The 22,939-nt window shown below is 71.1% G+C and carries 16 protein-coding genes and 1 pseudogene; 15 read left to right on the top strand and 2 right to left on the bottom strand.

The annotated features are described in order from the left end of the window. The 15 genes and pseudogenes from AC07RV_RS44340 to AC07RV_RS44270 all read left to right on the top strand — a co-directional run. Window positions 1–397: pseudogene (locus tag AC07RV_RS44340) on the top strand (hypothetical protein); the annotation flags it as partial. Then, the gene (locus tag AC07RV_RS44335) at window positions 394–2,454 is read left to right on the top strand and encodes a caspase family protein (protein ID WP_296781259.1); all 2,061 of its coding nucleotides are present in this window, start codon (window positions 394–396) and stop codon (window positions 2,452–2,454) included. The pseudogene AC07RV_RS44340 and the gene AC07RV_RS44335, both read left to right, overlap by 4 nt. A 19-nt stretch (window positions 2,455–2,473) precedes the next feature. Next, on the top strand, window positions 2,474–3,019 hold the full coding sequence (locus AC07RV_RS44330) for a type VI secretion system tube protein Hcp (RefSeq protein ID WP_093350822.1): 546 nt from the start codon (window positions 2,474–2,476) through the stop codon (window positions 3,017–3,019). 13 nt (window positions 3,020–3,032) lie between these two features. Further along, window positions 3,033–3,869: a type VI secretion system accessory protein TagJ gene (locus tag AC07RV_RS44325; protein WP_296781258.1), complete on the top strand. Its 837-nt coding sequence runs from the start codon at window positions 3,033–3,035 to the stop codon at window positions 3,867–3,869. Continuing rightward, a complete protein-coding gene (tssE, locus tag AC07RV_RS44320; RefSeq protein WP_093350827.1) occupies window positions 3,862–4,374 on the top strand; it encodes a type VI secretion system baseplate subunit TssE in 513 nt (170 codons plus the stop codon). Before AC07RV_RS44325 ends, tssE begins: the two co-directional genes overlap by 8 nt. 93 nt (window positions 4,375–4,467) lie before the next feature. Beyond that, complete coding sequence (gene tssF, locus AC07RV_RS44315) at window positions 4,468–6,369, top strand: type VI secretion system baseplate subunit TssF (protein ID WP_296781257.1); 1,902 nt, start codon at window positions 4,468–4,470, stop codon at window positions 6,367–6,369. Then, window positions 6,345–7,457, top strand: coding sequence for a type VI secretion system baseplate subunit TssG (gene tssG, locus AC07RV_RS44310; protein ID WP_398499444.1), 1,113 nt, complete (start codon window positions 6,345–6,347; stop codon window positions 7,455–7,457). The genes tssF and tssG overlap by 25 nt, the downstream gene beginning before the upstream one ends. A 39-nt stretch (window positions 7,458–7,496) precedes the next feature. Beyond that, window positions 7,497–10,193, top strand: a complete 2,697-nt coding sequence (gene tssH, locus AC07RV_RS44305; RefSeq protein ID WP_296781255.1) for a type VI secretion system ATPase TssH — start codon at window positions 7,497–7,499, stop codon at window positions 10,191–10,193. Window positions 10,194–10,245: 52 nt separating this feature from the next. Then, window positions 10,246–13,122 (top strand): type VI secretion system Vgr family protein, encoded by a 2,877-nt coding sequence (locus AC07RV_RS44300; protein ID WP_296781254.1) that lies wholly within the window; start codon window positions 10,246–10,248, stop codon window positions 13,120–13,122. Between the two features lie 12 nt (window positions 13,123–13,134). Beyond that, on the top strand, window positions 13,135–15,735 hold the full coding sequence (locus AC07RV_RS44295) for a DUF2169 family type VI secretion system accessory protein (RefSeq protein ID WP_296781253.1): 2,601 nt from the start codon (window positions 13,135–13,137) through the stop codon (window positions 15,733–15,735). Then, window positions 15,732–16,793, top strand: coding sequence for a pentapeptide repeat-containing protein (locus tag AC07RV_RS44290; protein WP_296781252.1), 1,062 nt, complete (start codon window positions 15,732–15,734; stop codon window positions 16,791–16,793). The genes AC07RV_RS44295 and AC07RV_RS44290 overlap by 4 nt, the downstream gene beginning before the upstream one ends. Next, window positions 16,790–17,470, top strand: a complete 681-nt coding sequence (locus tag AC07RV_RS44285; protein ID WP_296781251.1) for a DUF3540 domain-containing protein — start codon at window positions 16,790–16,792, stop codon at window positions 17,468–17,470. Before AC07RV_RS44290 ends, AC07RV_RS44285 begins: the two co-directional genes overlap by 4 nt. Window positions 17,471–17,480: 10 nt before the next feature. After that, window positions 17,481–17,876: a DUF4150 domain-containing protein gene (locus tag AC07RV_RS44280; RefSeq protein WP_093350847.1), complete on the top strand. Its 396-nt coding sequence runs from the start codon at window positions 17,481–17,483 to the stop codon at window positions 17,874–17,876. 194 nt (window positions 17,877–18,070) lie between these two features. Beyond that, on the top strand, window positions 18,071–19,780 hold the full coding sequence (gene tagH / locus AC07RV_RS44275; protein ID WP_296781250.1) for a type VI secretion system-associated FHA domain protein TagH: 1,710 nt from the start codon (window positions 18,071–18,073) through the stop codon (window positions 19,778–19,780). Window positions 19,781–19,848: 68 nt separating this feature from the next. Next, window positions 19,849–20,664, top strand: a complete 816-nt coding sequence (locus tag AC07RV_RS44270; protein ID WP_296781249.1) for a PP2C family protein-serine/threonine phosphatase — start codon at window positions 19,849–19,851, stop codon at window positions 20,662–20,664. A 144-nt stretch (window positions 20,665–20,808) separates the two neighbouring features. Here the strand turns inward: AC07RV_RS44270 and AC07RV_RS44265 are convergent, their stop codons facing one another. Next, on the bottom strand, window positions 20,809–21,288 hold the full coding sequence (locus tag AC07RV_RS44265; RefSeq protein WP_093350855.1) for an Hcp family type VI secretion system effector: 480 nt from the start codon (window positions 21,286–21,288) through the stop codon (window positions 20,809–20,811). 148 nt (window positions 21,289–21,436) lie between these two features. Continuing rightward, window positions 21,437–22,930, bottom strand: coding sequence for a type VI secretion system contractile sheath large subunit (gene tssC / locus AC07RV_RS44260; RefSeq protein ID WP_093350857.1), 1,494 nt, complete (start codon window positions 22,928–22,930; stop codon window positions 21,437–21,439). Window positions 22,931–22,939 lie beyond the last annotated feature (9 nt).

Here is a 22,939-nt window from a genome sequence, read left to right as displayed (position 1 = left end):
GCCCCAGCCCGGGCCCGAGGGCGGCTGGTGGGGCAGCGTGCGGCGCTGGCTCGGCGCCGACGGCTGGATGCGGCCCGCGTTCGCGGTGCTGGCCCTGTGCGTGGTGGTGCAGAACGTGGGCCTGTTCGGCGGCCACGATGCGCAGGACGACGTGCGCTTCCGCGCCGTGCCCACGGCACCGGCCGCGGCCGGTGCCGATCTCACGGTGCGCTGGAAGGACGGCGTGCGCGTGGACGAGGCCGACCGGCTGCTGCAGGCGATCTCGGCCGACGTGGTCGGCGGTCCCGGCAGCAACGGCGTGTGGCGGCTGCGCGTGCCCGACGTGGAGAAGAGCCTGCAGGTGCTGGCCGCCTCGCCGCTGGTCGAAGCGGCGGGACGGGCGTCGGAGCGGCCATGAGCCATGGCGCGCGACCTCCGGCCCGGCTCCCTCCCCCGCTGGGGGAGGGCTGGGGTGGGGGCACGCGGCGCTCGATGGTGGCGCAGTGGCTGCTGCTGCTCGCGCTCGCCTGCCTCGCCCCGCGCGCCTTCGCCACCCAGCGCGCGCTGCTCGTGGGCGTGTCCGAGCTCGTCAACCAGCCGCAGTCGCTGTGGCTGCAGGCGCCGCGCAACGACGTGGCGCTGATGCGCGACGCGTTGCTCCGGCAGGGCTTCGGCGCGGGCGACATCACGACGCTGGCCGATGGCGTGAGCGGTGCCGCGCTGCCCGAGTCGCAGGCGATCCATGACGCGCTGTCGCGGCTGCTCGCGCAATCGCGCAGCGGCGACTTCGTGCTGCTCTATTTCTCGGGCCACGGCACACGCTGGCGCGATGCCACCAAGCGCTACCAGGAGCCCGACGGGCTGGCCGAGAACTTCCTCGCGCGCGACGTGCGCGGTGCCGTCGGCGTCGACAGCGCGCTCGCGGGCGGCGTGCGCGACGTCGACTTCGACGGCTGGGTGCAGGCCTTTCTCGCGCGCGGCGTGTTCGTCTGGTCGGTGTTCGACACCTGCGCCGCCACCTCGATGACGCGCAATGCCGCTGCCGCCGTGCCCGCCGTCGCCGAAGGCCCGGCCGACGACGAGGTGCGCTGGCGCGGCCTGCGCGCGGGCCAGCTGCGCGCCGCGCCGGCGGCCGTGCCGCTCGCCGCGCCGCCCGCGCCGCCCGTGGCCGAGCGCGTGGCGCGTGCGCGCTACGTCGCCTTCTTCGCCTCCGAGAGCCACCAGATCACGCCCGAGCTGCGGCTGCCGCGCCAGGGCCGCAACGCGCGGCCGCAGGGCCTGCTGACCTGGGCCGTGGCCGGCGCGCTGGAACGCCGGCCCGCCACCTGGCGCGAGCTGTTCGACGGCGTGCTCGCGCTCTACCCGCCGGTGATCGACGAACTGGCGCAGCGCTTCCCGACCCGCGAGCTGCCCTCGCCGGTGGCCGAGGGCAATCTCGACGCGCCGCTGTTCGCCAACAGCGCCGGCGCCGTCTCCACCTTGCCGGTGTGGCGCGCGCAGCGCAGCGGCGACAGCCTGGTGCTGCAGGCCGGCCTGGCCGACGGCCTGCAGCCGCAGCAGGAACTGCGCATCAACGCCACGCTCGAGGACGGCACCGTGCGCGGCGTGCAGGCGCGCGCATCGCAGGTCGACCTCGACGGTGCGAGCCTCGCGGTGCCCGCCGCGCTGCGCGAACTGCCGGGCGCGGTGCTGTGGAGCGCCTCGCCGCTGGCCGCACCGCCTTCGACCGCGCTGCGCGTGCGCAGCGACGGCCCGCTGCCGCCCGGCATCGGCCTCGACTACCCGGCCTCGGTGGTGGCGGTGGGCGCGGGCGCGCCGGCCGACCTGCGCTGGAGCGACCTCGGCGCGGCCGGCCAGCGCCTCGAATGGCAGTCGCCGGCGCTCGGTGCCGGCAGCGAGCGCCTGGGCGACAAGGCCGCGGTGCGGCGCCGGCTCGAGACGCTGGCGCGGCTCAAGTGGTGGCGCCAGCTGTGCGCGCTCGGCGAGGGCACGCAGATGCCGATCGACGGCTTCGAGGCCGTGCTCGAGATCTGGAACGGCGACCGGCTCGCGCGCAGCGGGCCGCTGCGCACCAGTGGGGCGAACCTGCTGCCGCTGCGCGACGGCGAGCGCGCGGCGCTCAACGTGCGCAACACCAGCGGCCATTCGGTCGACATGGTGGTGGCGGGCATCGATGCACAGGGCCGCCCGCGCGCCGAGTACCCGTCCGACCCCGGCGAGAGCAACCGCTTCGAGCGCGGCACGCGCGAGGCGCCGGCCGCCAAGCGCTTCGAGCTGCCCTGGCTCTCGGCCGAGGGCGCGCGCCTGTTCGTGCTGGCCACGCCGGCCGCGCCGCAGAGCGGGCCGCGGCTGTTCGGTGCGGCGGTCGAGCCGGTGCTGGCCGACCTGCGCGTGCGCGGCCAGGTGGAGCCGCCGCGGCGCCGCCTCTACGCGGCGATGTTGTCCTGGGGCGCCGCGGACGCCGCGTCCCGATGATTTTTTCAAGGAGATTGCAATGAGCTTTTCTGCAGAAGGCGCCCTCGATCCCGACGAGCTGCTGCGCCTGCTCGACCTGATGGCCGGCGAACCGGTCAACGACTTCCTGATGTCGATCGACAACCGCGGCACCAAGGTCAAGGGCGAATCGGAACGCGGCCTCGAGTTCATCGACATCGGCGGCTACTGCCACCAGATGGAGGTGGTGTCGCCGCCCGGCTCGACCAAGGGCTCGGTGCGCGTGCATCCCTTCGTCATCGTGCGCGAGGTCGATGCCGCCACCGCGTCGATCGCGAGCCTGCTGTTCAGCCAGGAGGCCAACCTCGAGGTCTCGATCTTCGTCTACCGCGCCAGCGGCGACCACCTGCCGTCGCAGCCCTTCTTCGAGGTCATCCTGACCGGCGCGCGCGTCGTGAGCCAGGCCATCCTCACCGGCGGCACGCCGCGCCAGCCGCGCGAGGTGACCGTGTTCGAGAGCCGCAACGTGCAGATCAAGACCGCGCCGCAGCTCGCCTCGGGCATCCGCGGCGCCGTGCGCACCGCGGTCATCGCGGCCACCCAGTGAAGCGGAGCCAGCCATGACCACCGCCGCCGAATTCCTCAAGGCCGCCGATCCGGTGGCCGCCCTCAAGGCGCTGAGCGACGACGTGCGCGCCAAGCCCGCCGACAGCAAGCCGCGCGTCTTCATGGCGCAGCTGCTGTGCGTGCTGGGCCAGTGGGAGCGCGCGCTCAACCAGTTGACGGTCGCGGCCGAGCTCGATGCGCTCGCCGTTCCGATGAAGCAGGTGTACGGCGATGCCGTGCGCTGCGAAGGCCTGCGCGCCGAGGTGTTTGCCGGCACGCGCACGCCCATGATCTTCGGCCAGCCCGACGAATGGCTGGCGCTGCTCATCGAGTCGCTGCTGCGGCAGGGACGCGGTGAGGCCGAGCTGGCCGAAGACCTGCGCCAGCGCGCCTTCGACGCGGCGCCGGCCATCGCCGGCAGCATCGACGGCGTGCCCTTCGACTGGCTGTCCGACGCCGACATGCGACTGGGCCCGGTGCTCGAGGCCTTCGTCAACGGCAAGTACTACTGGATCCCCTATGCGCGGCTCGCCTGCGTGAAGATCGAGCCGCCCGAGGACCTGCGCGACTGCGTCTGGATGCCCGCGCACCTGGACTTCGAGAACGGCGGCGAGACGCTGGCGCTGATCCCCACGCGCTACGAAGGCACCGAGCGCTGCAGCGACGGCCAGCTGCTGCTCGCGCGCCGCACCGAGTGGCGCGAGCTGCGGCCCGAGGTCTGGGCCGGCCATGGCCAGCGCGTGTTCGGCACCGACGCCGGCGAGTACGCGCTGATGGATGTGCGCGAGATCGTGTTCACGGCCGCCGCTCCGGAAGAAGAAAGCGGCGAAGAAAGCGGCGCAGGTGGTTGACCTCACCGCGCAGGAGCGGCTGCAGCCCTCGCTGCTCGACCGGCTGGTCGACAGCGCGCCCGACGAGCAGCGCGAGGGCGACGACAAGCGCACGCTCACCAAGCAGGCGCTGCGCGCGGCCGTGCTGCGCGACCTGAGCTGGCTCTTCAACGCCACCAGCTACGGCCTCGGCATGGACGACCGGCAGTACCCGAACGCCGCGCGCTCCGTCATCAACTACGGATTGCCTATGCTGTCTGGCCAGTTCACCTCGTCGATACAGCGTGTCAGCATGGAACAGGCTCTGAAGAACGCGATCCTGCAGTTCGAGCCACGCATCCTCTCACGCACTCTCGAAGTGGAACTCGTCATGGAAGGCTCCGCCCTGGACTCGCACAACTGCGTCGGCCTGCAGATCCGCGGCATGCTGTGGGCGCAGCCGGTGCCGCTGGAGTTCCTCATGCGCAGCCGGGTCGACCTGGAAGAAGGACGCATCGAGATCGAGGACGCGACCCAGAAGCCATGACGCCGCCGGCCCCGCATCCCGCTTCGCCGCGCGCCGATTCCCGCCTGCCGCGGGCCGCGCGCGGGCCGCTGGCCACCTGGAGGTAGCGCCGCGATGGATCCCCGACTGCTGAGCCTGTACGAGCAGGAACTGCGCTACTTCCGCGAGAGCTCGGCCGAGTTCGCGCGCGCCTTTCCGAAGATCGCCAACCGGCTCGGCATCGAAGGCCAGGAGGTCGCCGACCCCTACGTCGAGCGCCTGATCGAGGCCACGGCCTTCCTGTCGGCGCGCGTCAACCTCAAGCTCGATGCCGAGTACCCGCGCTTCACCGGCCACCTGCTCGACATCGTCTATCCGCACTTCCTCGCGCCCACGCCCGCGATGGCGGTGGTCAGCATGGTGCACGACCCCGACGACGCCAACCTCGCCGTGGGGCCGACCCTGCCGCGCGGCGCGGGCCTGCGCTCGCGGCACGCGGTCGGGCAGAGCACCTACTGCGAGTTCCGCACCGCGAGCGCGATGCGGCTGTGGCCGCTGGAGCTGCTGCGTGCCCAGTACTTCAGCTACGCGCCCGACCTGCCGCTGGCCACGCACCCGCAGTCGCGCGCCATCCGCGGCGGCCTGCGCATGGTGCTGCGCACCACCGCCGACCTGAACTTCAGCCAGATCGCGCTCGACGACCTCGTGCTGCACCTGGGCGGCGCCGACGACGTGGCCTGGCAGCTGCACGAATGCGCGCTGGGCCAGCCCATCGGCGTGCTGGTGCGGCCGCTGGGTGCCGGCGGCGCGCTGCAGGGCGAGGCGCGCAGCCTGCCGCCGAGCGCCATCGGCGTGGTCGGCTTCGAGGACGACGAGGCGCTGCTGCCGGTCACGGCCACCGGCTTCTCGGGCTTCCGGCTGCTGCAGGAGTACTTCGCGTTTCCGCAGCGCTTCCAGTTCCTCAAGATCTCGGGCCTGCAGTCGGTGCTGCCGTCGATGCCGGTGACGCAGATCGAGATCGTGCTGCTGTTCTCGCGCGGCGACGCGGCGCTCGAGAAGCTGGTGACGGCCGAGAACGTGCAGCTGCATTGCGTGCCCGTGGTCAACCTGTTCAACAAGCGGCTCGACCGCGTGCCGCTCAGCGAAGGCGTGAGCCAGTTCCACCTGGTGCCCGACCGCACGCGGCCGCAGGACTTCGAGGTGCACACCGTGACCGAGGTCGTCGGCCACGGCGCGCCGGGCGCGGACTCGGGCTCGGCGGCCGCGGTGGAGCAGCTGTTCCGACCCTTCTATTCGGCCTTCCACGGCACGCGCCACAGCCATCCCGCCTACTACACGACCACGCGCGAGCCGCGCATGCTGTCGGTGCGCCAGCGCACCGAGGGCAACCGCAGCAGCCACATCGGCTCCGAGGTCTACATGCAGATCGTCGATCCGCAGCAGGCGCCGTACGCGGCCAGCCTGCGCCAGCTCGCGGTGTCGGCGCTGTGCACCAACCGCGACCTGCCGCTGCTGCTGCCGATGGGCCGCGACAACGACTTCGACTGCGTCGACTCCTTCCCCGCGCAGCGCGTGCGCATGGTGCGCGGGCCCTCGCGGCCGGTGTCGCCGGTGGTGAGCCAGGGGCTGGGCTGGCGCGTGCTCGACCACCTCGCGCTCAACTACCTGTCGATCTCCGACAGCTCGCCGCAGCAGGGCGCGGCCGCGCTGCGCGAGACGCTGATGCTCTACGCCTCGCACGCCGACGAGATGCGCCAGGGCCAGGTGCGCGGGCTGCTGTCGGTCAGCAGCAAGGCGGTGGCGCGCCGGCTGCCGATGAAGGGGCCGATCGCCTTCGGGCGCGGCCTGGAGATCACGCTCGAGGTCGACAAGGACGCCTTCCACGGCCACAGCGTGTTCCTGTTCGGTGCCGTGCTCGCGCGCTACCTGGCGCGCCACGTCGAGGTCAATCATTTCGTCGAGACCGTGGTGCGCATCGCGGGCAAGGGCGAGAACATGCGCTGGAGGCCGCTGTGCGGGACGCGCCAGATCCTCTAGCCGCGCCCGCGCTGCCGGCGACGCCCGAGGGAACGGTGGCAGCGCGCGTCGATGCCGCGCTGCGCCGGTGGTCCGACCAGCCCTGGGCCTACGACTACTTCGCGGTGCTGCGCCGGCTCGAATCGGCCGCCGCCACCACGCCGCGCTGGGGCCGCGCGCTGCTGCCGAGCGCCGAGCCGGTGCGCGTGGGCCAGGAGCCCTCGCTGTCGTTCGCGCCCGCCGCCTTCAGCCGCTTCGAACCGGCCGGCGCGCACTCGCCGCCGCGGCTGCGCCAGCACTTCTTCGCCTACATCGGTCCCAACGGGCCGCTGCCGGTGCACCTGAGCGACTTCATCCGCGAGCGCAGCCTGAACCACGGCGACCCGACCTGGCTCGCCTTCCTCGACAGCTTCCTGCACCGCTTCTCGCTGCACTTCTACCGCGCCTGGGCGCAGGCGCGGCCCGCGGTCGCGCTCGACCGGCCGGGCGAGGACCGCTTCCGGCTGCAGATCGGCGCGCTGGTGGGCATCGGCACGCCGGGGCGCACCGGGCGCGACGAGATCCACGACGACGCGCGGCTGCACTTCTCGGGCTGGCTCGCGCGCCGCGTGCACAGCGCCGAGGGCGTGGAGTCGGTGCTGTGCAGCTACTTCGGCGTGCCGATGAAGCTCGAGCGCTGGGTCGGCCACTGGATGAGCCTGCCCGATGCCGAACTCACGCGGCTGGGTCGCGGCGAGAGCTCGCGCGCCATGGGCATGGGCGCGATGCTCGGCACCCGCGCCTGGGACCGCCAGCACCGCGTGCGCCTGCACGTCGGGCCGCTCGACCTCGCGCGCTACCGCATGTTCCTGCCGATCGGCGACGCGCAGCCCGTGCTGCAGCGCTGGATGCTGCAGCTGCTGGGCGGCGAGCTCGAGTGGGATGCCGAACTGGTGCTGCGCAAGGAGCAGGTGCCGCCCACGCGGCTCGGCCAGCAGCGCGGCAACGCGCCGCGGCTGGGCTGGATCTCGTGGCTCGGCGAGCGCCCGCGTTCGCGCGACGCGAGCGACGTGCGCATCGCGAGCCGACCCGGTGGCGAGGCGCATCCGCGCGCGCCGGCCTTTCAATGAAACCCCTTTCGTTCGTCTTGAAGAGATACGGAGTCCTCCATGAGTGAAATCAGCCGCACCGCCCTGTTCGGGAAACTCAATTCGCTGGCCTACAAGGCCATCGAAGGCGCGACCGTCTTCTGCAAGATGCGCGGCAACCCGTACGTCGAGCTCGAGCACTGGTTCGCGCAGCTGCTGCAGGCGCAGGACTCCGACCTGCACCGCGTGATCCAGCACTACGGCCTCGACGTCTCGGTGATCGCCAAGGACATGACGGCCGCGCTCGACCGCCTGCCGCGCGGCGCCACCGCCATCAGCGACTTCTCGCCGCACATCGAGAACGCGATCGAGCGCGCCTGGACCTACGCCACCCTGCAGTTCGGCGAGGCGCAGGTGCGCACCGGCTACCTGCTGGTGGGCATGCTCAAGACGCAGAGCCTGCGCAACCCGCTGTTCGGCCTGTCGAAGCAGTTCGAGAAGGTCAAGGTCGAGGACCTGGCCGAGAACTTCGTGAAGATCTGCGATGCCTCGCCCGAGGCCCAGATGCGCGCGCAGGACGGCACCGGCATGGGCAGCGGCGCGCCCGGCGAGGACGCGGGCGCGATGGCGCCGGCCGCCATGGGCAAGGGCGATGCGCTCAAGAAGTTCGCGGTCGACCTGACCGAGAAGGCCAAGAAGGGCGAGATGGACCCGGTGACGGGCCGCGACGAGGAGATCCGCCAGATCGTCGACATCCTGATGCGCCGGCGCCAGAACAACCCGCTGCTGACCGGCGAGGCCGGCGTCGGCAAGACCGCCGTGGTCGAGGGCTTCGCGCAGCGGCTGGCGCGCGGCGACGTGCCGCCGCAGCTCAAGGACGTGAAGCTGCTCACGCTCGACATCGGCCTCTTGCAGGCCGGCGCGAGCATGAAGGGCGAGTTCGAGCAGCGGCTGCGCCAGGTGATCGACGAGGTGCAGAGCTCGCCCACGCCGATCATCCTGTTCATCGACGAGATCCACACCCTGGTGGGCGCGGGCGGCGCGGCCGGCACCGGCGACGCGGCCAACCTGCTCAAGCCCGCGCTGGCGCGCGGCAACCTGCGCACCATCGGCGCCACCACCTGGGCCGAGTACAAGAAGTACATCGAGAAGGATCCGGCACTGACGCGGCGCTTCCAGGTCGTGCAGGTGCCCGAGCCCGACGAGACCAAGGCCATCCTGATGCTGCGCGGCGTGGCCAGCGTGCTCGAGAAGCACCACCGCGTGCAGCTGCTCGACGAGGCCATCGAGGCCGCCGTGAAGCTGTCGCACCGCTACATTCCCGCGCGCCAGCTGCCCGACAAGGCCGTGAGCCTGCTCGACACCGCCTGCGCGCGCGTCGCCGTGAGCCAGCATGCGACGCCGCCCGAGGTCGAGGACTGCATGCGCCGCATCGAGGGCCTGACGGTCGAGCAGGAGATCATCGGCCGCGAGGAGGCGATCGGCATCGACGTCACCAAGCGCGCGGCGCAGGTGTCGGCGCTGCTGGCCGAATCGAAGGCGCAGCTGGAAGTGCTCAATGCACGCTGGCAGGAAGAGAAGGGCCTGGTCGACCGGCTGCTGGAACTGCGCGCGAAGCTGCGCACGGGGAACAAGCCGGTGGATGCGGCGGCCGCCGGCGAAGCCGCGCCCGCCGAGGCCGCGCCCGACCGCGCCGCGCTGCTGGCCGAGCTGCACGAGCTGCAGGCGAAGATCCACGCGGTGCAGGGCGAGTCGCCGCTGATCCTGCCCTCGGTCGACGAGCAGGCCGTGGCCTCGGTGGTCGCCGACTGGACCGGCATCCCGGTCGGGCGCATGGTCAAGAACGAGGTCGAGGCGGTGCTCAAGCTCGCCGACACGCTGAACCAGCGCGTGATCGGCCAGAAGCACGGCCTCGAGATGATCGCGCGCCGCATCCAGACCTCGCGCGCGCGGCTGGACAACCCGCAGAAGCCGATCGGCGTGTTCATGCTGTGCGGCACCTCGGGCGTCGGCAAGACCGAGACCGCGCTCGCGCTGGCCGAGGCCCTGTACGGCGGCGAGCAGAACATCATCACCATCAACATGAGCGAGTTCCAGGAGGCCCACACCGTCTCCACGCTCAAGGGCGCCCCCCCGGGCTACGTGGGCTACGGCGAGGGCGGCATCCTGACCGAGGCCGTGCGCCGCCGGCCCTACAGCGTGGTGCTGCTCGACGAGGTGGAGAAGGCGCACCCCGACGTGCACGAGATCTTCTTCCAGGTCTTCGACAAGGGCTGGATGGAGGACGGCGAGGGCCGCATGATCGACTTCAAGAACACGATCATCCTGCTGACCACCAACGCCGGCAGCGAGCTCGTCATGAGCATGTGCCGCGACCCCGAGCTGCTGCCCGACCCGAATGCGCTGGCCGATGCGCTGAAGGCGCCGCTGATGAAGGTGTTCCCGCCCGCGCTGCTGGGCCGCATCGTCACCATCCCCTACTACCCGCTGTCGCCCGAGATGATGAAGAAGATCGTGCGGCTGCAGTTGGGCCGCATCAAGAAGCGCGTCGAGACCAACCACGGCGTGCCCTTCGAGTACAGCGACGCGGTGGTCGACCAGGTGGTCGCGCGCTGCCAGGACCCGGAGTCGGGCGGCCGCGTGATCGACGCCATCCTGACCAACACCGTGCTGCCCACGATCTCGGTCGAGTACCTGCAGCGCCTGGCCGCCGGCGGCGAGATCCGCCGCGTCGCGCTCGACGTCAAGGACGCCGACTTCACCTACGCCTTCGATTGACCTGGCGCCGCGGCCGGCACGCTGAGGCGCTCCCAACCAGAAAGACAGCAAGATGGCCGAGCACGAGTTCCGCATCGACAGCGAATCACCCGTCAACAAGGACCTGATGTTCTGGCGCATCGTGGGCCACGAGGGGCTGTCGCGCCCGTCGTCCTACGAGCTCACCGTGCTGTCGCAGGACCGGACCATCGATCCGCGCCAGATCCTGGGCCACGCCTTCGACGTGGTGATCGGCTTCGCGGATGCCGACGACCAGAAGCACGAGCGGCATGCGCGCGGCCATGCGGTGCGCGTGGTGCGCGGCGGGCAGGTCGGGCGCTTCTTCGAATACCGCATCAGCCTGCGCTCGTGGTTCGGCCTGCTGACCAAGCGCATCAACTCGTGCATCCTGCAGGAGAAGCCGGTGCTCGACGTGCTCGATGCCGTGCTGACCGACAGCCCCATCAAGGCCCACGCGAAGACCGAGCCCGCGGGCGTGATCGGCGTGCACGAGGCGCGCCGCTACTGCGTGCAGTTCCAGGAGAGCGACTACAACTTCCTGTCGCGCATCCTCGAGGACGAGGGCGTCTACTACTGGTTCGATTCCTTCGACTCGCCGGGCGTGATGCACCTGGCCGATTCCACCGGCATGGCGCACGGGCCGCTGCCCGCCAAGGGCGTGCTGAACTACGCCGGCGATGGCGCGAGCGAGGCGCGCTTCAACGAGATCGAGCGCTGGGTCAGCGCGCGCCAGCTGCGCTCGGGCAAGTACGAGTCGCGCGACGTGAACTACAAGGCGATCAACACGCTGCTGAGCACGCACGGCGAGATGGTGCCCGCGCACGAGCTGGCGGACCTGGAGGTGTTCGAGTACCCGGGCGGCTTCTTCACGAGCGAGCAATCCGATGTCGTGCTCGAGGTCCGCGCGGGCGAGCTGCCGGCGCGGCAGACGCTGCACTGGGCCGTCACACGCTGGCCCGATGTCGCGGTGGGCCACACCTTCACCTTCAAGGGCGATCCGGACGGCACGCGCGACGGCGACTACCTGATCGGCGGCTGCGTCTTCGTCGCCACCCATCCGGGCTACGAGGGCATGGGCACCTTCGTCGCGCCGCGGCCGACCGCGGAGCTGCTGCGCGAGGCGCTGCGCGACGACGCGGTCAATGCCGGCTGCACCGATGCCCTGCTCGAGCTGATCGACACCACGCCCACCTTGCGCGAGGGCGTGCGCGGCACCAGCGCCTTCCTGATCACCGCGCTGCCCGCCGACCACATCTTCCGTCCGCCGCGGCTCACGCCGCGCGTGACCATGCCGGGCCCGCAGAGCGCCATCGTCGTGGGCGGCAAGGGCAAGGAGCACGACGTCGATCCCATGGGCCGCGTCAAGGTGCACTTCCACTGGGACCGCAAGGATTTCCGCGACGACCGCTCGACCGCCTGGATCCGCGTCTCGCAGCCCTGGGCCGGCAAGGGCTGGGGCGGCTACTTCGCGCCGCGCATCAACCAGGAGGTGATCGTCGAGTTCATGAACGGCGATCCCGACCGGCCGATCGTCACCGGCCGCGTCTACAACGACGACCAGCCGATCCCGTACAAGTCGGCCACGCAGAGCGGGTTCAAGACCCGCTCCACGCCGGGCGGCGGTCCCTCGAACTACAACGAGATCATGTTCGAGGACAAGAAGGGGGGCGAGCTGGTCAACATCCATGCGGAGCGGAACATGTCGACCTCGGTGGAGGTGGACGATTCGCTGAGCGTGGGGCGCGACCAGACCGAGACCGTGGACCGCGACCGCACGGCGCTGGTCAAGCGCAACGAGAAGAACACGGTGGCGGAGATCCAGACCAACATCGTCGGCATCTCGCAGAGCAACACCATCGGCTCGGGCGGGCAGAAGACCCAGGTGCAGGGCTACCAGGAGAACATCTTCCATGCGAGCCAGAAGACCTCGGTCGTCGGCATGCAGGACCTGATCGTCACGGCGAACCAGAACGTGGCGATCGGCGGGTTCCAGAAGACGGTGGTGGGTGCCAACCACGACATCGGCGTGGTCGGCTTCCAGACCACCTCCGTGGGCGCCGACATGGCCTACCTGGTGACCGGCAACAGCAAGATGCAAAGCGGCGGCGAGCGCAACGACGTCACCGGCGGCAAGCACGCCATCATGGCCAACCAGGTCAAGCTGATCGCCAACTCCTCGATCGACATGATCGCGGTCGGCGACATCAACGCCACCTCGATCGGCTCCAACACCACCGTGCTGGGCTCCAACTCGAGCGGCTACATCGGCTCCAACAGCGAGGCCAACCTGGGCATGAACCGGTCGACCTTCATGGGGCTCAACATGAGCAACGCGCTGGCGGTCGACATCGCGAACTTCGCCGGCGTGCAGATCGAGAACACGGCCGCGGCGCGGCTGACCAACGTCGCCTCGGTGAACCTGAGCCAGAACGGCGTGGACCTCGACCTGCAGACGATGAAGATCATCTCGGGCGGCGGCGGTGCCGGCGCCGCGGCCAGCGGCGGCACCGCGGGCATGGTCACGGGCTTCGCCATCGGTGCCGCGGCCCTGATCGCCGGCCTGTTCGACGTGAACGCCACCTTCACCCAGTACGAGACGGCCAAGACCGAGCTCAAGAAGGCGGCCGAGGAGGCCGCCGCCCAGGGGCTGACGAGCCTGGCCGCCCGCCTGGGCGACATGGCGGCCATTGCCGAGCGGCGCGCCTACGAAGGCAAGCTGTCGATGATCCCTCTGGTGGGCGGACTGGGCATGGCGGGCGCGGAACTGCTGGGCGGAACCTACGGCCGGCGCACCGCCGATGCCTTGAGCAAGGCGGCGCCCGAGACCGCAGGCAAGGCCCCCGTGGTGCCCGCGGCGCCGGTCATTCCGGACGCGCCGCCGATGCCGCCGCTGCCGCCGCGCTACGTCCCGCCCCACGGCGGCACCTGAGGCCGGCCGCGCATGCAAGTCACCAAGCCCCAGGCGCTGGGCCTGTCGACCCGTCCGGTGGAGTACCGCAAGCGCTTCGGCCTGTGCGTGACCGCGAGCCTGCACGTGCCCTTCGCGCAGGGGCTGTCCGGGGCGCTGTGGAGCGAGCAGTCGATGTGGGAGTTCCTCGGCCAGGAGATGGTCGAGCCAATGATCGACGAGGGCGTGGCCAAGCTGACGGCCGAGTTCCTGGTCCACGGGCGCGCCTTCGCGCCGGCCGACCAGCCCACGGGCTGCGCGGTGCGCGCGCGGCTGGGCGCGCGCGAGAAGACCCTGCTCGTGTTCGGCGAGCGTCACTGGAACGGGCAGGACGCGAGCGCGCCGCTGCCCTTCGAACAGATGCCCATCGACTGGGCGCATGCCTATGGGGGCGCGGACTTCGCGGCCAATCCGGCCGGCACGGGCCGCGAGGTGCGCGAAGGCGTGCAGCGGCTGCCCAACGTCGAGTGGCCCGGCACGCGGCTGCTGCGGCCCGATCACGCGGTGGCGCCGGCCGGCTTCGGCGCGCTCGCGTCGACGCACCCGCAGCGCGCCCAGTACCGCGGGACCTACGACGCCGACTACCTGCAGGCGCACGCGCCGGGCTTCGCGCCCGACCTGGACTGGCGCCATTTCAACCTGGCACCGCCCGACCAGTGGTTCGAGCAGCCGCTGCGCGGCGACGAGCCTTTCGCGTTCGACCACCTGCATGCGACGCGGCCGCGCATCGAGGGCCAACTGCCCGGATTGCGCGCGCGCGTCTTCGCCGGCTACGCGGTGGCCGGGGCCAGCGAGCCGAAGCTGCGCGAAGTGCCGCTGCGGCTCACCACGGCGTGGTTCTTCCCGCATGCCGAACGCGCGATCCTGCTGTTCCAGGGACTCGCAGAGGTCGACACCGACGACGGTTCCGATGTCGTCTCGCTGGTCGGGGCGGTGGAGCGGCTCGGCGAGCGTCGCCCCGACGAGCACTACGTGGACGCGATCGCGCGGCGCGGCGATCCGCGCCTGGGTGCCGTCCACATGCTGCACGACGGCGACCTGCTGCCCGAGGGACTGAATGCCGACGATCCCGCCGTCGAGGCGGCGCGCGCGGCCTTCGCGATGGACGGCCTGCAGGGCGATGCGCAGTACCTGCGCGCACGCGCCGAGGTCGAGGTGGCCCGCGAGCAGGTCCGCGAACACGGCGGCGATCCCGACGCGCTCGGCATCCGCCTGCCCGAGCGCGAGAAGGTGCCCAAGGGCGCCGAACTCGCGCCCTACATCGAACGCAAGATGAAGGAGGAGCAGCGCCAGCAATGGGCCGTGCTCGAGGATGCGCTGACCCAGGCCGAGAAGGCGCTGGCATTCGCCGCCGAGCAGGGGCTGCCGCCGACCTCGCTGGCGCATCGCGGGCCGCCGCGCTTCAGCGCCGAAGCGAAGCTCGACGAATTGCGCGCCGCCTTCGCCGCGCAGGGGCAGGCGCTGGACACCGCCAAGGTCTATCCGGCGCTGATCAAGCAGCAGGCGGCGGAACGGCTGGGCTATCTGCAGTCGGCCCATGCCCAGGCGCCCGCGGCGCCGATGGAGGCAGAAGCCGCCAAGGCGCTGCGCGAGGAGATGAAGCGCGCGGTGGCGGGCGGCCTGCGCCGCTTCGCGGACCTCGATCTCACCGGCGCCGACCTGTCGGGCCTCGACCTGCGCGGCACCAGCTTCGCCGGCGCGTGGCTCGAAAGCGCCAACCTGTCGAAGTCGAACCTCTCGGGCGCGGATTTCTCGCGCGCCGTGCTGGCCCACGCGGACCTGCGCGGCGCCATCGGCGCGGGCACGCTGTTCGCCGAGGCCAACCTGGGCGCCTCGCAACTCGCCGGCGCGATGTTCGACGAGGCCGACCTGCGCGGCGCCGTGCTGAACCGCTGCGTTCTTGCCGAGACCCAGCTGCGCCGTGCGCGGCTGGAAGGGGCCTCCCTGCTCGAGACGCAGTGGGGCAGCGCGGACTGGAGCGGCGCCCACGGCACCCGCCAGATCTTCTACAAGCTCGACCTGCGGGGGCTGTCGCTCGCCGAGGCGGAGCTGGCCGAATGCAGCTTCGTGGAGTGCGACCTGAGCGGCTGCGACCTGCAGGGCGCGCGGCTGCGGCACAGCAGCTTCATCGGCTGCAAGCTCGACGGCGCGCGGCTCGTCGGCGCGCAGGCCGAGGGCGCGGTGTTCGTGCAGCAGTGCAGCCTCGCCGCGGTGGACTTCAGCGGCGCGGTCCTGGCAGGGTGCAACCTCGGCGAGGCCATCCTCGATGGCGCGAAGCTGGTGCGCGCGAACCTCGACGGCGCCAACCTCACGAAGGCCTCGCTGGCGCGCTGCGACCTGCGGCTCGCGCGCGCCCGGGGCGCGATGCTGCGCAAGACCAGCCTGCGGCAGGCCGCGATGGCGGGCATGGACCTGTCGAACGCGGTGCTGCACCACGCGGACCTGCGCGGTGCCGACCTGCGCCGCGCGAACCTCTTCGGCGCCGACCTGTCGCGCGTGCGCCTGGATGGCGACGCGCGCTTCGAGAACGCGCTGCTGCAGCGCGCGCGCACCTGGCCGCGCCTCACGCCCGAACAGCAGCAGGCCGCGCCATGATGAGTCCCGAACTGCTGTCCATGGCCGTGGCCATCGGCGAGCCCGTCATCGGCATGGACCTCGCCAAGGGCGCCTTCGGCGGGGCCCAGCTCGGCGGGGCGGTCTTCTCGGGCGCGCGGCTCAGCGAGGCGGACCTGCGCGGCGCCGACCTGCGCGAGGCGGTGTTCGAGCAGTGCGACCTGCGCGGCGCGCTGCTGGCCGGCGCCAACCTGCGGCGCGCCGTGTTCGATCGCTGCACGCTCGACCATGCCGACCTGCGCGGCGCCAACCTGCACGCCGCCGTCTGGACCGACTGCCAGGCACCCCATGCCCAGCTCGCCGGGGCCCAGCTGAGCATGGCCATGCTGACGCGCTCGCGTCTGGACCATGCGGTGCTGCGCGGCGCCGACCTCGACGCGGCCGTGATCGACGGATCGAGCCTGATCGACGTCTGCGCCGACGAGGCCCACTGGCGCCAGACCACCGTCATCGGCTGCGACCTCTCGCTGCTGACCTGGGCCGGCGCGACGCTGGTGCGCGTCGCCTTCATCGACACCGGGCTGCAGAACCGTTCCTTCGCCGGACTGCGGGTCGAAGGCTGCCAGTTCCTCAAGGCGAACCTGTCGGGGGCCGACTTCTCGGGCGCCGACATGCGCCAGTGCAACTTCCAGGAGGCGTTGCTCGACGGGGCCTGCCTGGCCAAGGCGCATGCACCGCTGGCGCTGTTCTGCGAGACCCGGGGCGAGCAGGTGGACTTCTCCGGTGCGCGGCTGCGCCAGGCGCTGTTCACGGGCGCGAAGCTGCCGGGCGCCAACTTCGCCGGCGCCGACCTCTACCAGACCCACTTCGCGGGCGCGCAATTGCCCAAGGCACGGCTGGTCGCGGCCGAACTCACCTATGCCGACTTCCGGCACGCGGACCTGTCGGGCGCCGATCTGCAGGACGCTTCGATGTTCCGCACCGTGCTGCATGGCGCGAACACGCAGGAGGCGCGCATGTCCGACCGCGGGCGTGCGATCGAGCAGGACCCCGAACTGGCGGCCGCGGAACGCTGGCAGCCCATGGAGCAGAAGACATGACGACCTCGAAAGCAGCCCCGGCGCGGCGCCGTTCGCGCCGCGCCGCCCATCCCCAGGCCGCGCAGCCGGCCCAGCCCGCGCAGGCCATTGCCGCCGGCTGGTGCGTGGGCACCGTGTGCGAATGCGGACCCGCCGGCTTCACGGTGCTGAGCGGTGCGCTGCGCCGCAGCGGCCAGCGCGCGGTCAGCTGCCTGCTCGAGCCGCGTGCGGGCGACAGCGTCGCCTGCCTGCAGGTGGCGCCGGACGAGCTCTGGATCCTGGCCGTGCTCCAGCGCGAAGGCGAGACGCCGCACGTGCTGCAGCTGCGCGGAGACACGCAGCTGCAGGTCGACGGCCGTCTTTCGCTGGCGGCGCCGCAGCTGTGCCTGCGCAGCGACCAGCTCGAGGTGCGCGCCCGCGAGGCGCGCGTGGCGCTGGATTCGGCCGAGCTGACGGGGCGCCACCTGAGCGTGGTGGGCAGCGTGGTCAAGCTCGTCGGCTCGGTGCTCTCGACGGTCATGGACCGCGTCAGCCACTACAGCCGGCACCACGTCCGCACCACGGAAGGCACGGACCGCGTGGCGGCGACGCATGTCGAATGCGAGGCCCGTCAGCTGCTGCGGCTGTCGGGTGAGCACACGCTGGTGAACGGCGAGAAGCTCGTCAAGACGCGCGGCGGCCAGATCCACTTCGGCTAGGAGCACGCACATGTTCGCCAACTGCCAGATGATGGGCACCGACATGGGCTTTCCCGATGTGTGCCTGACGCCCACGCCCGCGGGGCCCGTGCCCATTCCGTACCCGAATATCGCGATGGGGCCGATGGCCATCCCGAACTGTCCCACCATCCTTTTCATGGGGGCCCCCGCGCACAACCTGGCGACCTCGATCCCCATGACCAACGGCGACAACGCCGGCGTGAACATGGGCGTGGCCTCGGGCACCGTCATGGGGCCGTCGCGCCATGTGACCGGCGCGTTCACCGTGCTGCTCAACGGCATGCCGGCCAGCCGCCTGACCAGCGTGTCGCTGCAGAACAGCACCAACTGCCCCGGGGTGCGCGTGGTGCCGAGCCAGGCGCTGGTGCTGCTGCTGGCGCCCTAGCGCGGCGCTCTCCATCGCCTTCCGATGCAAAGACATACCTCTTAAGTCGAGATTGCCAAGCCGTCCCCCGGAATGAATACTCCTTCCGAGTTTCGTCGCAAGCTCGCGCACAGCTGTAGGGGCGTCGCCCTGGGGGCCGGTTCATGATCCAAATCACTGTTGTCACCCGCCAAGGCGTCCCGGCGGGCCCGTCGTTGTCGGCGAATTTCGGCCCCGAGGGCGGCACCATCGGCCGCGCCGACACCAACACGCTGGTCCTCGACGATCCCGACCGCACCGTCTCGCGCGTGCATGCCCAGGTGCTGTGCCGCGACGGCCAGTACTTCGCCATCGACCGCGGCAGCAACCCGATGCAGTGCAACGGCGTGTCGCTGGGCTCGGGCAAGGAAGCGGCGCTGACCGACGGCGCGCGCCTGGTGGTCGGCAGCTTCGAACTCGTGGTGCGCGCGCAGGCCGCCGCGCCCGCACCGGCACCGGCCGCGGCAGCGTTCGCGATCCCCGAAACCATCATGGGCCTGTCGGGCGCGAAGCCGGCGCCGGCGCCGGCATCCGCCGCGGCGACCAGCGACGATCCCTTCGCCGACCTGCTCGCGGGCCTGGGGTCGCCGCCCGCACCCGCGCCGGGCCGGTCGCCCGCGCCGTCGCCATCCTCGTCGTCGTCATCGTCGTCAGCCGACTCGCTGCTGTTCCCCGATCCCATGGCCACCGGCTCGCGCAATGCGCAGGCCGCGCAGATCGATCCCTTCGCCAACCTGCTCGGCCCCGACCCGGCCTCGGCACCGGCCGGCGGGCTCGGTGCGCTCGACGACTTCTCCGACCTCGGCGCGCCGCCCGCGCACGGCAAGGCCGCGGGCATCGACGAGCTGTTCGGCGGCGCGGCCGGTGGCGGCGGCATCGGCGGCGATCCGCTCGCGCTGTCGCCGCTGGCCGATCCGCTGCTGCAGCCCAACACCGCGAACGATGCCGACCCGCTGGCCGCGCTGCAGCGCGCCGCGCCGGCCACGCCGATGGCGCGTTCCGACCACCTGCCGATCGAGCAGTTCGGCTTCACGCCACCGAAGGCGATCACGCCGCCGGCCGCGGTGCCGGTACCGCCGCCGGCCCCCGCGCCCATTCCCGCACCCATCCCCGCACCGCGCGCAGCGCCGCTGCCCGAGCTGCCCGCCTTCGACGACATGACGGGCCTGCCGATCCGCATCAGCGGCCCCGACACCGCGGGCCGGCCCCTGCCGCCGTTGTCCGCGCCGCCGCCGGCACCCGTGCCGCGCGCGCCCGCGCCCGTTGCGGCCGCGCCCGTCGAGCGCATCGCGAGCGACGACGAGCTGCTGGCCGCCTTCCTGCGCGGCCTCGGCGGCACGCACCAGCCGCCCGAGATGCTCACGCCGGGCCTGATGGAGCGCATCGGCTCGATGCTGCGCAGCGCCACCGAAGGCACGCTGCAGCTGCTGCTCACGCGCCAGGAGTTCAAGCGCGAGGTGCGCGCCGAGGTCACGATGATCGCGGCCCAGGCCAACAACCCGCTGAAGTTCTCGCCCACGGTCGAGGTCGCGCTCGCGCACCTGCTGGGGCCGGGCGTGCGCGGCTTCATGCCGGCCGAGGCCGCGATGCGCGATGCCTTCAACGACCTGCGCGCGCACCAGTTCGGCGTGATGGTCGGCCTGCGCGCGGCGTTGGCGCACGTCATCGCGCGCTTCGAGCCCGAGGAGCTCGAGAAGAAGATCAGTTCGAAGTCGGCGCTCGACGCGCTGTTCGCGGCCAACCGCAAGGCCAAGCTGTGGGACCAGTTCGTGGCGCTGTACGGCGGCATCGCGACGGAGGCCGAGGACGACTTCCACAACCTGTTCGGCAAGGCCTTCCTCGAGGCCTACGAGGCGCAGATGGCGCGCCTGAAATCCGACGACTGAGGCGCGCGCGACCGCTGCACCGCAGAACAAGAACCCACGACACGCACGACCGACGCGAGGAGCCCCGCTTGGAAATCGAAATCGTCACGCTGTCCCGCCAGGGCGGCCGCAGCTACAACGAAGACGTTCACGGCCATTGGCACGACGAGCGCCATGTCGCCTGCCTGGTGGCCGACGGCGCCGGCGGCCATGGCGGCGGCGACGTGGCGGCGGCCACGGTGCGCGCGAGCGTGCTGGGCGCGTTCTCGGCCGGCCCCAGCCTCGACGCGGGCGTGCTGCGCGGCCTGATCGAGCAGGCCAACCGCGACGTGGTGACGCGCCAGGCCGAGGGCGGCACGCTCGCCGGCATGCGCTCGACGGTGGTGTTCGCGGCCATCGACCTCGAGGTCCATGCGCTGGCCTGGGTGCACAGCGGCGACAGCCGGGCCTACCTGTTCCGCGGCGGCGCGATCGTCGCGCGCACCACCGACCACAGCCTGGTGCAGCAGATGGTGGCCGGCGGCATGCTCGACGAGGAGGGCGCGCGCCTGCATCCGCAGCGCAACATGCTGCTGTCGGCGCTGGGCTCGCTCGAGGAGGAACCCGACATCGCGGTGTCGGACCGCATGCGGCTGCTGCCGGGCGACGTGCTGCTGCTGTGCAGCGACGGCGTGTGGGAGCCGCTGGGCGACGAATGCCTGGTCGAGACCCTGCATGCCTCGCGCACGCCCAGCCAGTGGGTCGAGCAGATCGAGGCGCAGATCGTCGCGCGCGCGAAGCCGGGGCACGACAACTACACGGCGCTCACGCTGTGGGTGATCGACGCCGCCGAGGACGAGACGCGGCTGCTGCCGGTCGAGGCGCAGCCCGAGCCGCGCGATCCGGACGACACCGTTCTCGGTTGACGGAACGGGCGGCGGCGCGCGCCGCCTCCTCTCCCTTTTCTTTTCTCCCGCACCAATAGAAACGGCCCGCGATGCCCTCGAGAGAGGACGCGGGCCGCAAGGCGTGGAGCTTGCCGCGCTCGCGCGGCGAAGTCCCGGGAGATCTCAGCGGGTCTCGGTGGTGGCCACGTTCCAGCCGAACTTGACGTCGCCGGTGGTGGCGCCCTTGTCGTTCTGGGCCTTGTAGGCGAACTCGATGTCCTTGTAGGTCACGACCACGTTCTCGAGCACGTCGCCGCCTTGCGAGCCGGCCGGGGCCACGTTCGAGATGAAGACTTCCTTCATCGTGACCTTGAGGTACTCGCCCTGGCCGTCGCCGGACTTGCGGCAGGTCAGGACCGCGTCCTTGAAGTGCTTGCCGCTGACGCAGTTCTTGGCCAGCACGGGCGAGGCCTTGTCGAAGATGTGGACGAAGTTGAAGAAGCCGGGCTGCGCCTTGCCCTTGCCCGAGCCGCCGCCCGATGCCGCGCCGGAGGTGTTCGCCACGTCCCACGACCACGACAGGATCTCGATCTCGTCCTTGTGATCCTTGTGGGTGGCCTCGCCGGTGACGCCGTCGAACTTGATGTGGAAATCGGATGCCATCTTGCTACTCCTGTGATGCCTGCGATGCGCGGGCGATGGTTGACGAAAGAGAAAGTTTTTTGGGGCTACCGGCCGCAGCGGGTGGGGCTTCGGCCGGTAGTGATCTCAGAACGAAGAAGCGGGCGGGATTTCAAACCCACCCGATGGCCTATGCCGCGCCCTTGGCGGACGGCAGCTTGGAGACCAGGCGCAGCGAGACCGTCAGGCCCTCGAGCTGGTAGTGCGGGCGCAGGAAGAACTTGGAGGAGTAGTAGCCGGGGTTGCCTTCCACCTCCTCGACCACCACCTCGGCCGCGGCCAGCGGCTTCTGGGCCTTGGTGACTTCGGACGAGTTCGCCGGGTCGCCGTCCACGTAGTTCATGATCCACTTGTTGAGCCAGCGCTGCATCTCGTCGCGTTCCTTGAACGAGCCCACCTTGTCGCGCACGATGCACTTGAGGTAGTGCGCGAAGCGGTTGCAGGCGAACAGGTAGGGCAGGCGCGCGGCCAGGTTGGCGTTGGCGGTGGCGTCGGGATCGTCGTACTCGGCCGGCTTGTGCAGCGACTGGGCGCCGATGAAGGCCGCGAAGTCGGAGTTCTTGCGGTGGATCAGCGACAGCAGGCCGGCCTTCGAGAGCTCGGCCTCGCGCCGGTCGCTGATGGCGATCTCGGTCGGGCACTTCTGGTCCACGCCGCCGTCGTCGCTCGGGAAGGTGTGCAGCGGCAGGTTCTCGACCGCGCCGCCCGACTCGATGCCGCGGATGCGCGAACCCCAGCCGTAGAGTTTGTACGAGCGGTTGATGTTGGTGGCCATCGCATAGGCGGCATTGGCCCAGGCGTACTTGCTGTGGTCGGCGCCGGCGGTGTCCTCCTCGAAGTCGAACTCCTCCACCGGGTTGGTGTTGGCGCCGTAGGGCGTGCGCGCCAGGAAGCGTGGCATGCACAGGCCCAGGTACTTCGCGTCGTCCGACTCGCGCAGAGAGCGCCAGCCGGCGTACTCGGGCGTGAGGAAGATCTTGGTCAGGTCGCGCGGATTGGCGAGCTCCTGCCATGACTCCATCTGCATCAGGTTCGGGCTCGCGCCGGTGATGAAGGGGGCGTGGGCCGAGGCGGCGATCTTGGCCATCTCGCCGAGCAGCTCGACGTCGGGCGGGCTCTGGTCGAAGTGGTAGTCGCCGACGATGGCGCCGAAGGGCTCGCCGCCGAACTGGCCGTATTCCTGCTCGTAGATCTTCTTGAACATCGGGCTCTGGTCCCAGGCCGCGCCCTTGAACTTCTTGAGGTTCTTGGCGAGCTCCTGCTTCGAGATGTCCATCACCCGGATCTTCAGGTTCTCGTCGGTCTCGGTGTTGTTCACCATGTAGTGCAGGCCGCGCCATGCACTCTCGAGCTTCTGGTAGTCGGGGTGGTGGATGATCCGGTTGACCTGCTCGGTGAGCTTGGCGTCGATCGCCGCGATCATCGACTGGATCGACTTCGTGACGTCCTTGCCGATGACCTCGCTGTTGGCCAGCGCCTGCTGGGCCAGCGTGAGCACGGCGGCTTCGACCGCGCTCTTGGCTTCGTCGCTGCGCGGCTTGAATTCCTTCTGCAGCAGCGACGAAAAGTCGCTGCCCGCGTACGCGACGTCTTTCAACGCGCTCTGTTCGAGTGCTTCGGCCATGGTGGGTTA

The organism is Variovorax sp. GW821-FHT09B01 (assembly GCF_059418345.1).
The sequence above is the reverse complement of the archived record's forward strand: the minus strand, read 5'-3'. Positions and strand labels throughout refer to the sequence as shown.

Coding starts and splice junctions, on each gene's coding strand:
- AC07RV_RS44335 (WP_296781259.1), top strand. CDS start 394: ATGAGCCATGGCGCGCGACCTCCGGCCCGGCTCCCTCCCCCGCTGGGG.
- AC07RV_RS44325 (WP_296781258.1), top strand. CDS start 3,033: ATGACCACCGCCGCCGAATTCCTCAAGGCCGCCGATCCGGTGGCCGCC.
- AC07RV_RS44285 (WP_296781251.1), top strand. CDS start 16,790: ATGACGACCTCGAAAGCAGCCCCGGCGCGGCGCCGTTCGCGCCGCGCC.
- tssC (WP_093350857.1), bottom strand. CDS start 22,930: ATGGCCGAAGCACTCGAACAGAGCGCGTTGAAAGACGTCGCGTACGCG.
- AC07RV_RS44290 (WP_296781252.1), top strand. CDS start 15,732: ATGATGAGTCCCGAACTGCTGTCCATGGCCGTGGCCATCGGCGAGCCC.
- tssF (WP_296781257.1), top strand. CDS start 4,468: ATGGATCCCCGACTGCTGAGCCTGTACGAGCAGGAACTGCGCTACTTC.
- AC07RV_RS44295 (WP_296781253.1), top strand. CDS start 13,135: ATGCAAGTCACCAAGCCCCAGGCGCTGGGCCTGTCGACCCGTCCGGTG.
- tssH (WP_296781255.1), top strand. CDS start 7,497: ATGAGTGAAATCAGCCGCACCGCCCTGTTCGGGAAACTCAATTCGCTG.
- AC07RV_RS44330 (WP_093350822.1), top strand. CDS start 2,474: ATGAGCTTTTCTGCAGAAGGCGCCCTCGATCCCGACGAGCTGCTGCGC.
- AC07RV_RS44300 (WP_296781254.1), top strand. CDS start 10,246: ATGGCCGAGCACGAGTTCCGCATCGACAGCGAATCACCCGTCAACAAG.
- AC07RV_RS44280 (WP_093350847.1), top strand. CDS start 17,481: ATGTTCGCCAACTGCCAGATGATGGGCACCGACATGGGCTTTCCCGAT.
- AC07RV_RS44265 (WP_093350855.1), bottom strand. CDS start 21,288: ATGGCATCCGATTTCCACATCAAGTTCGACGGCGTCACCGGCGAGGCC.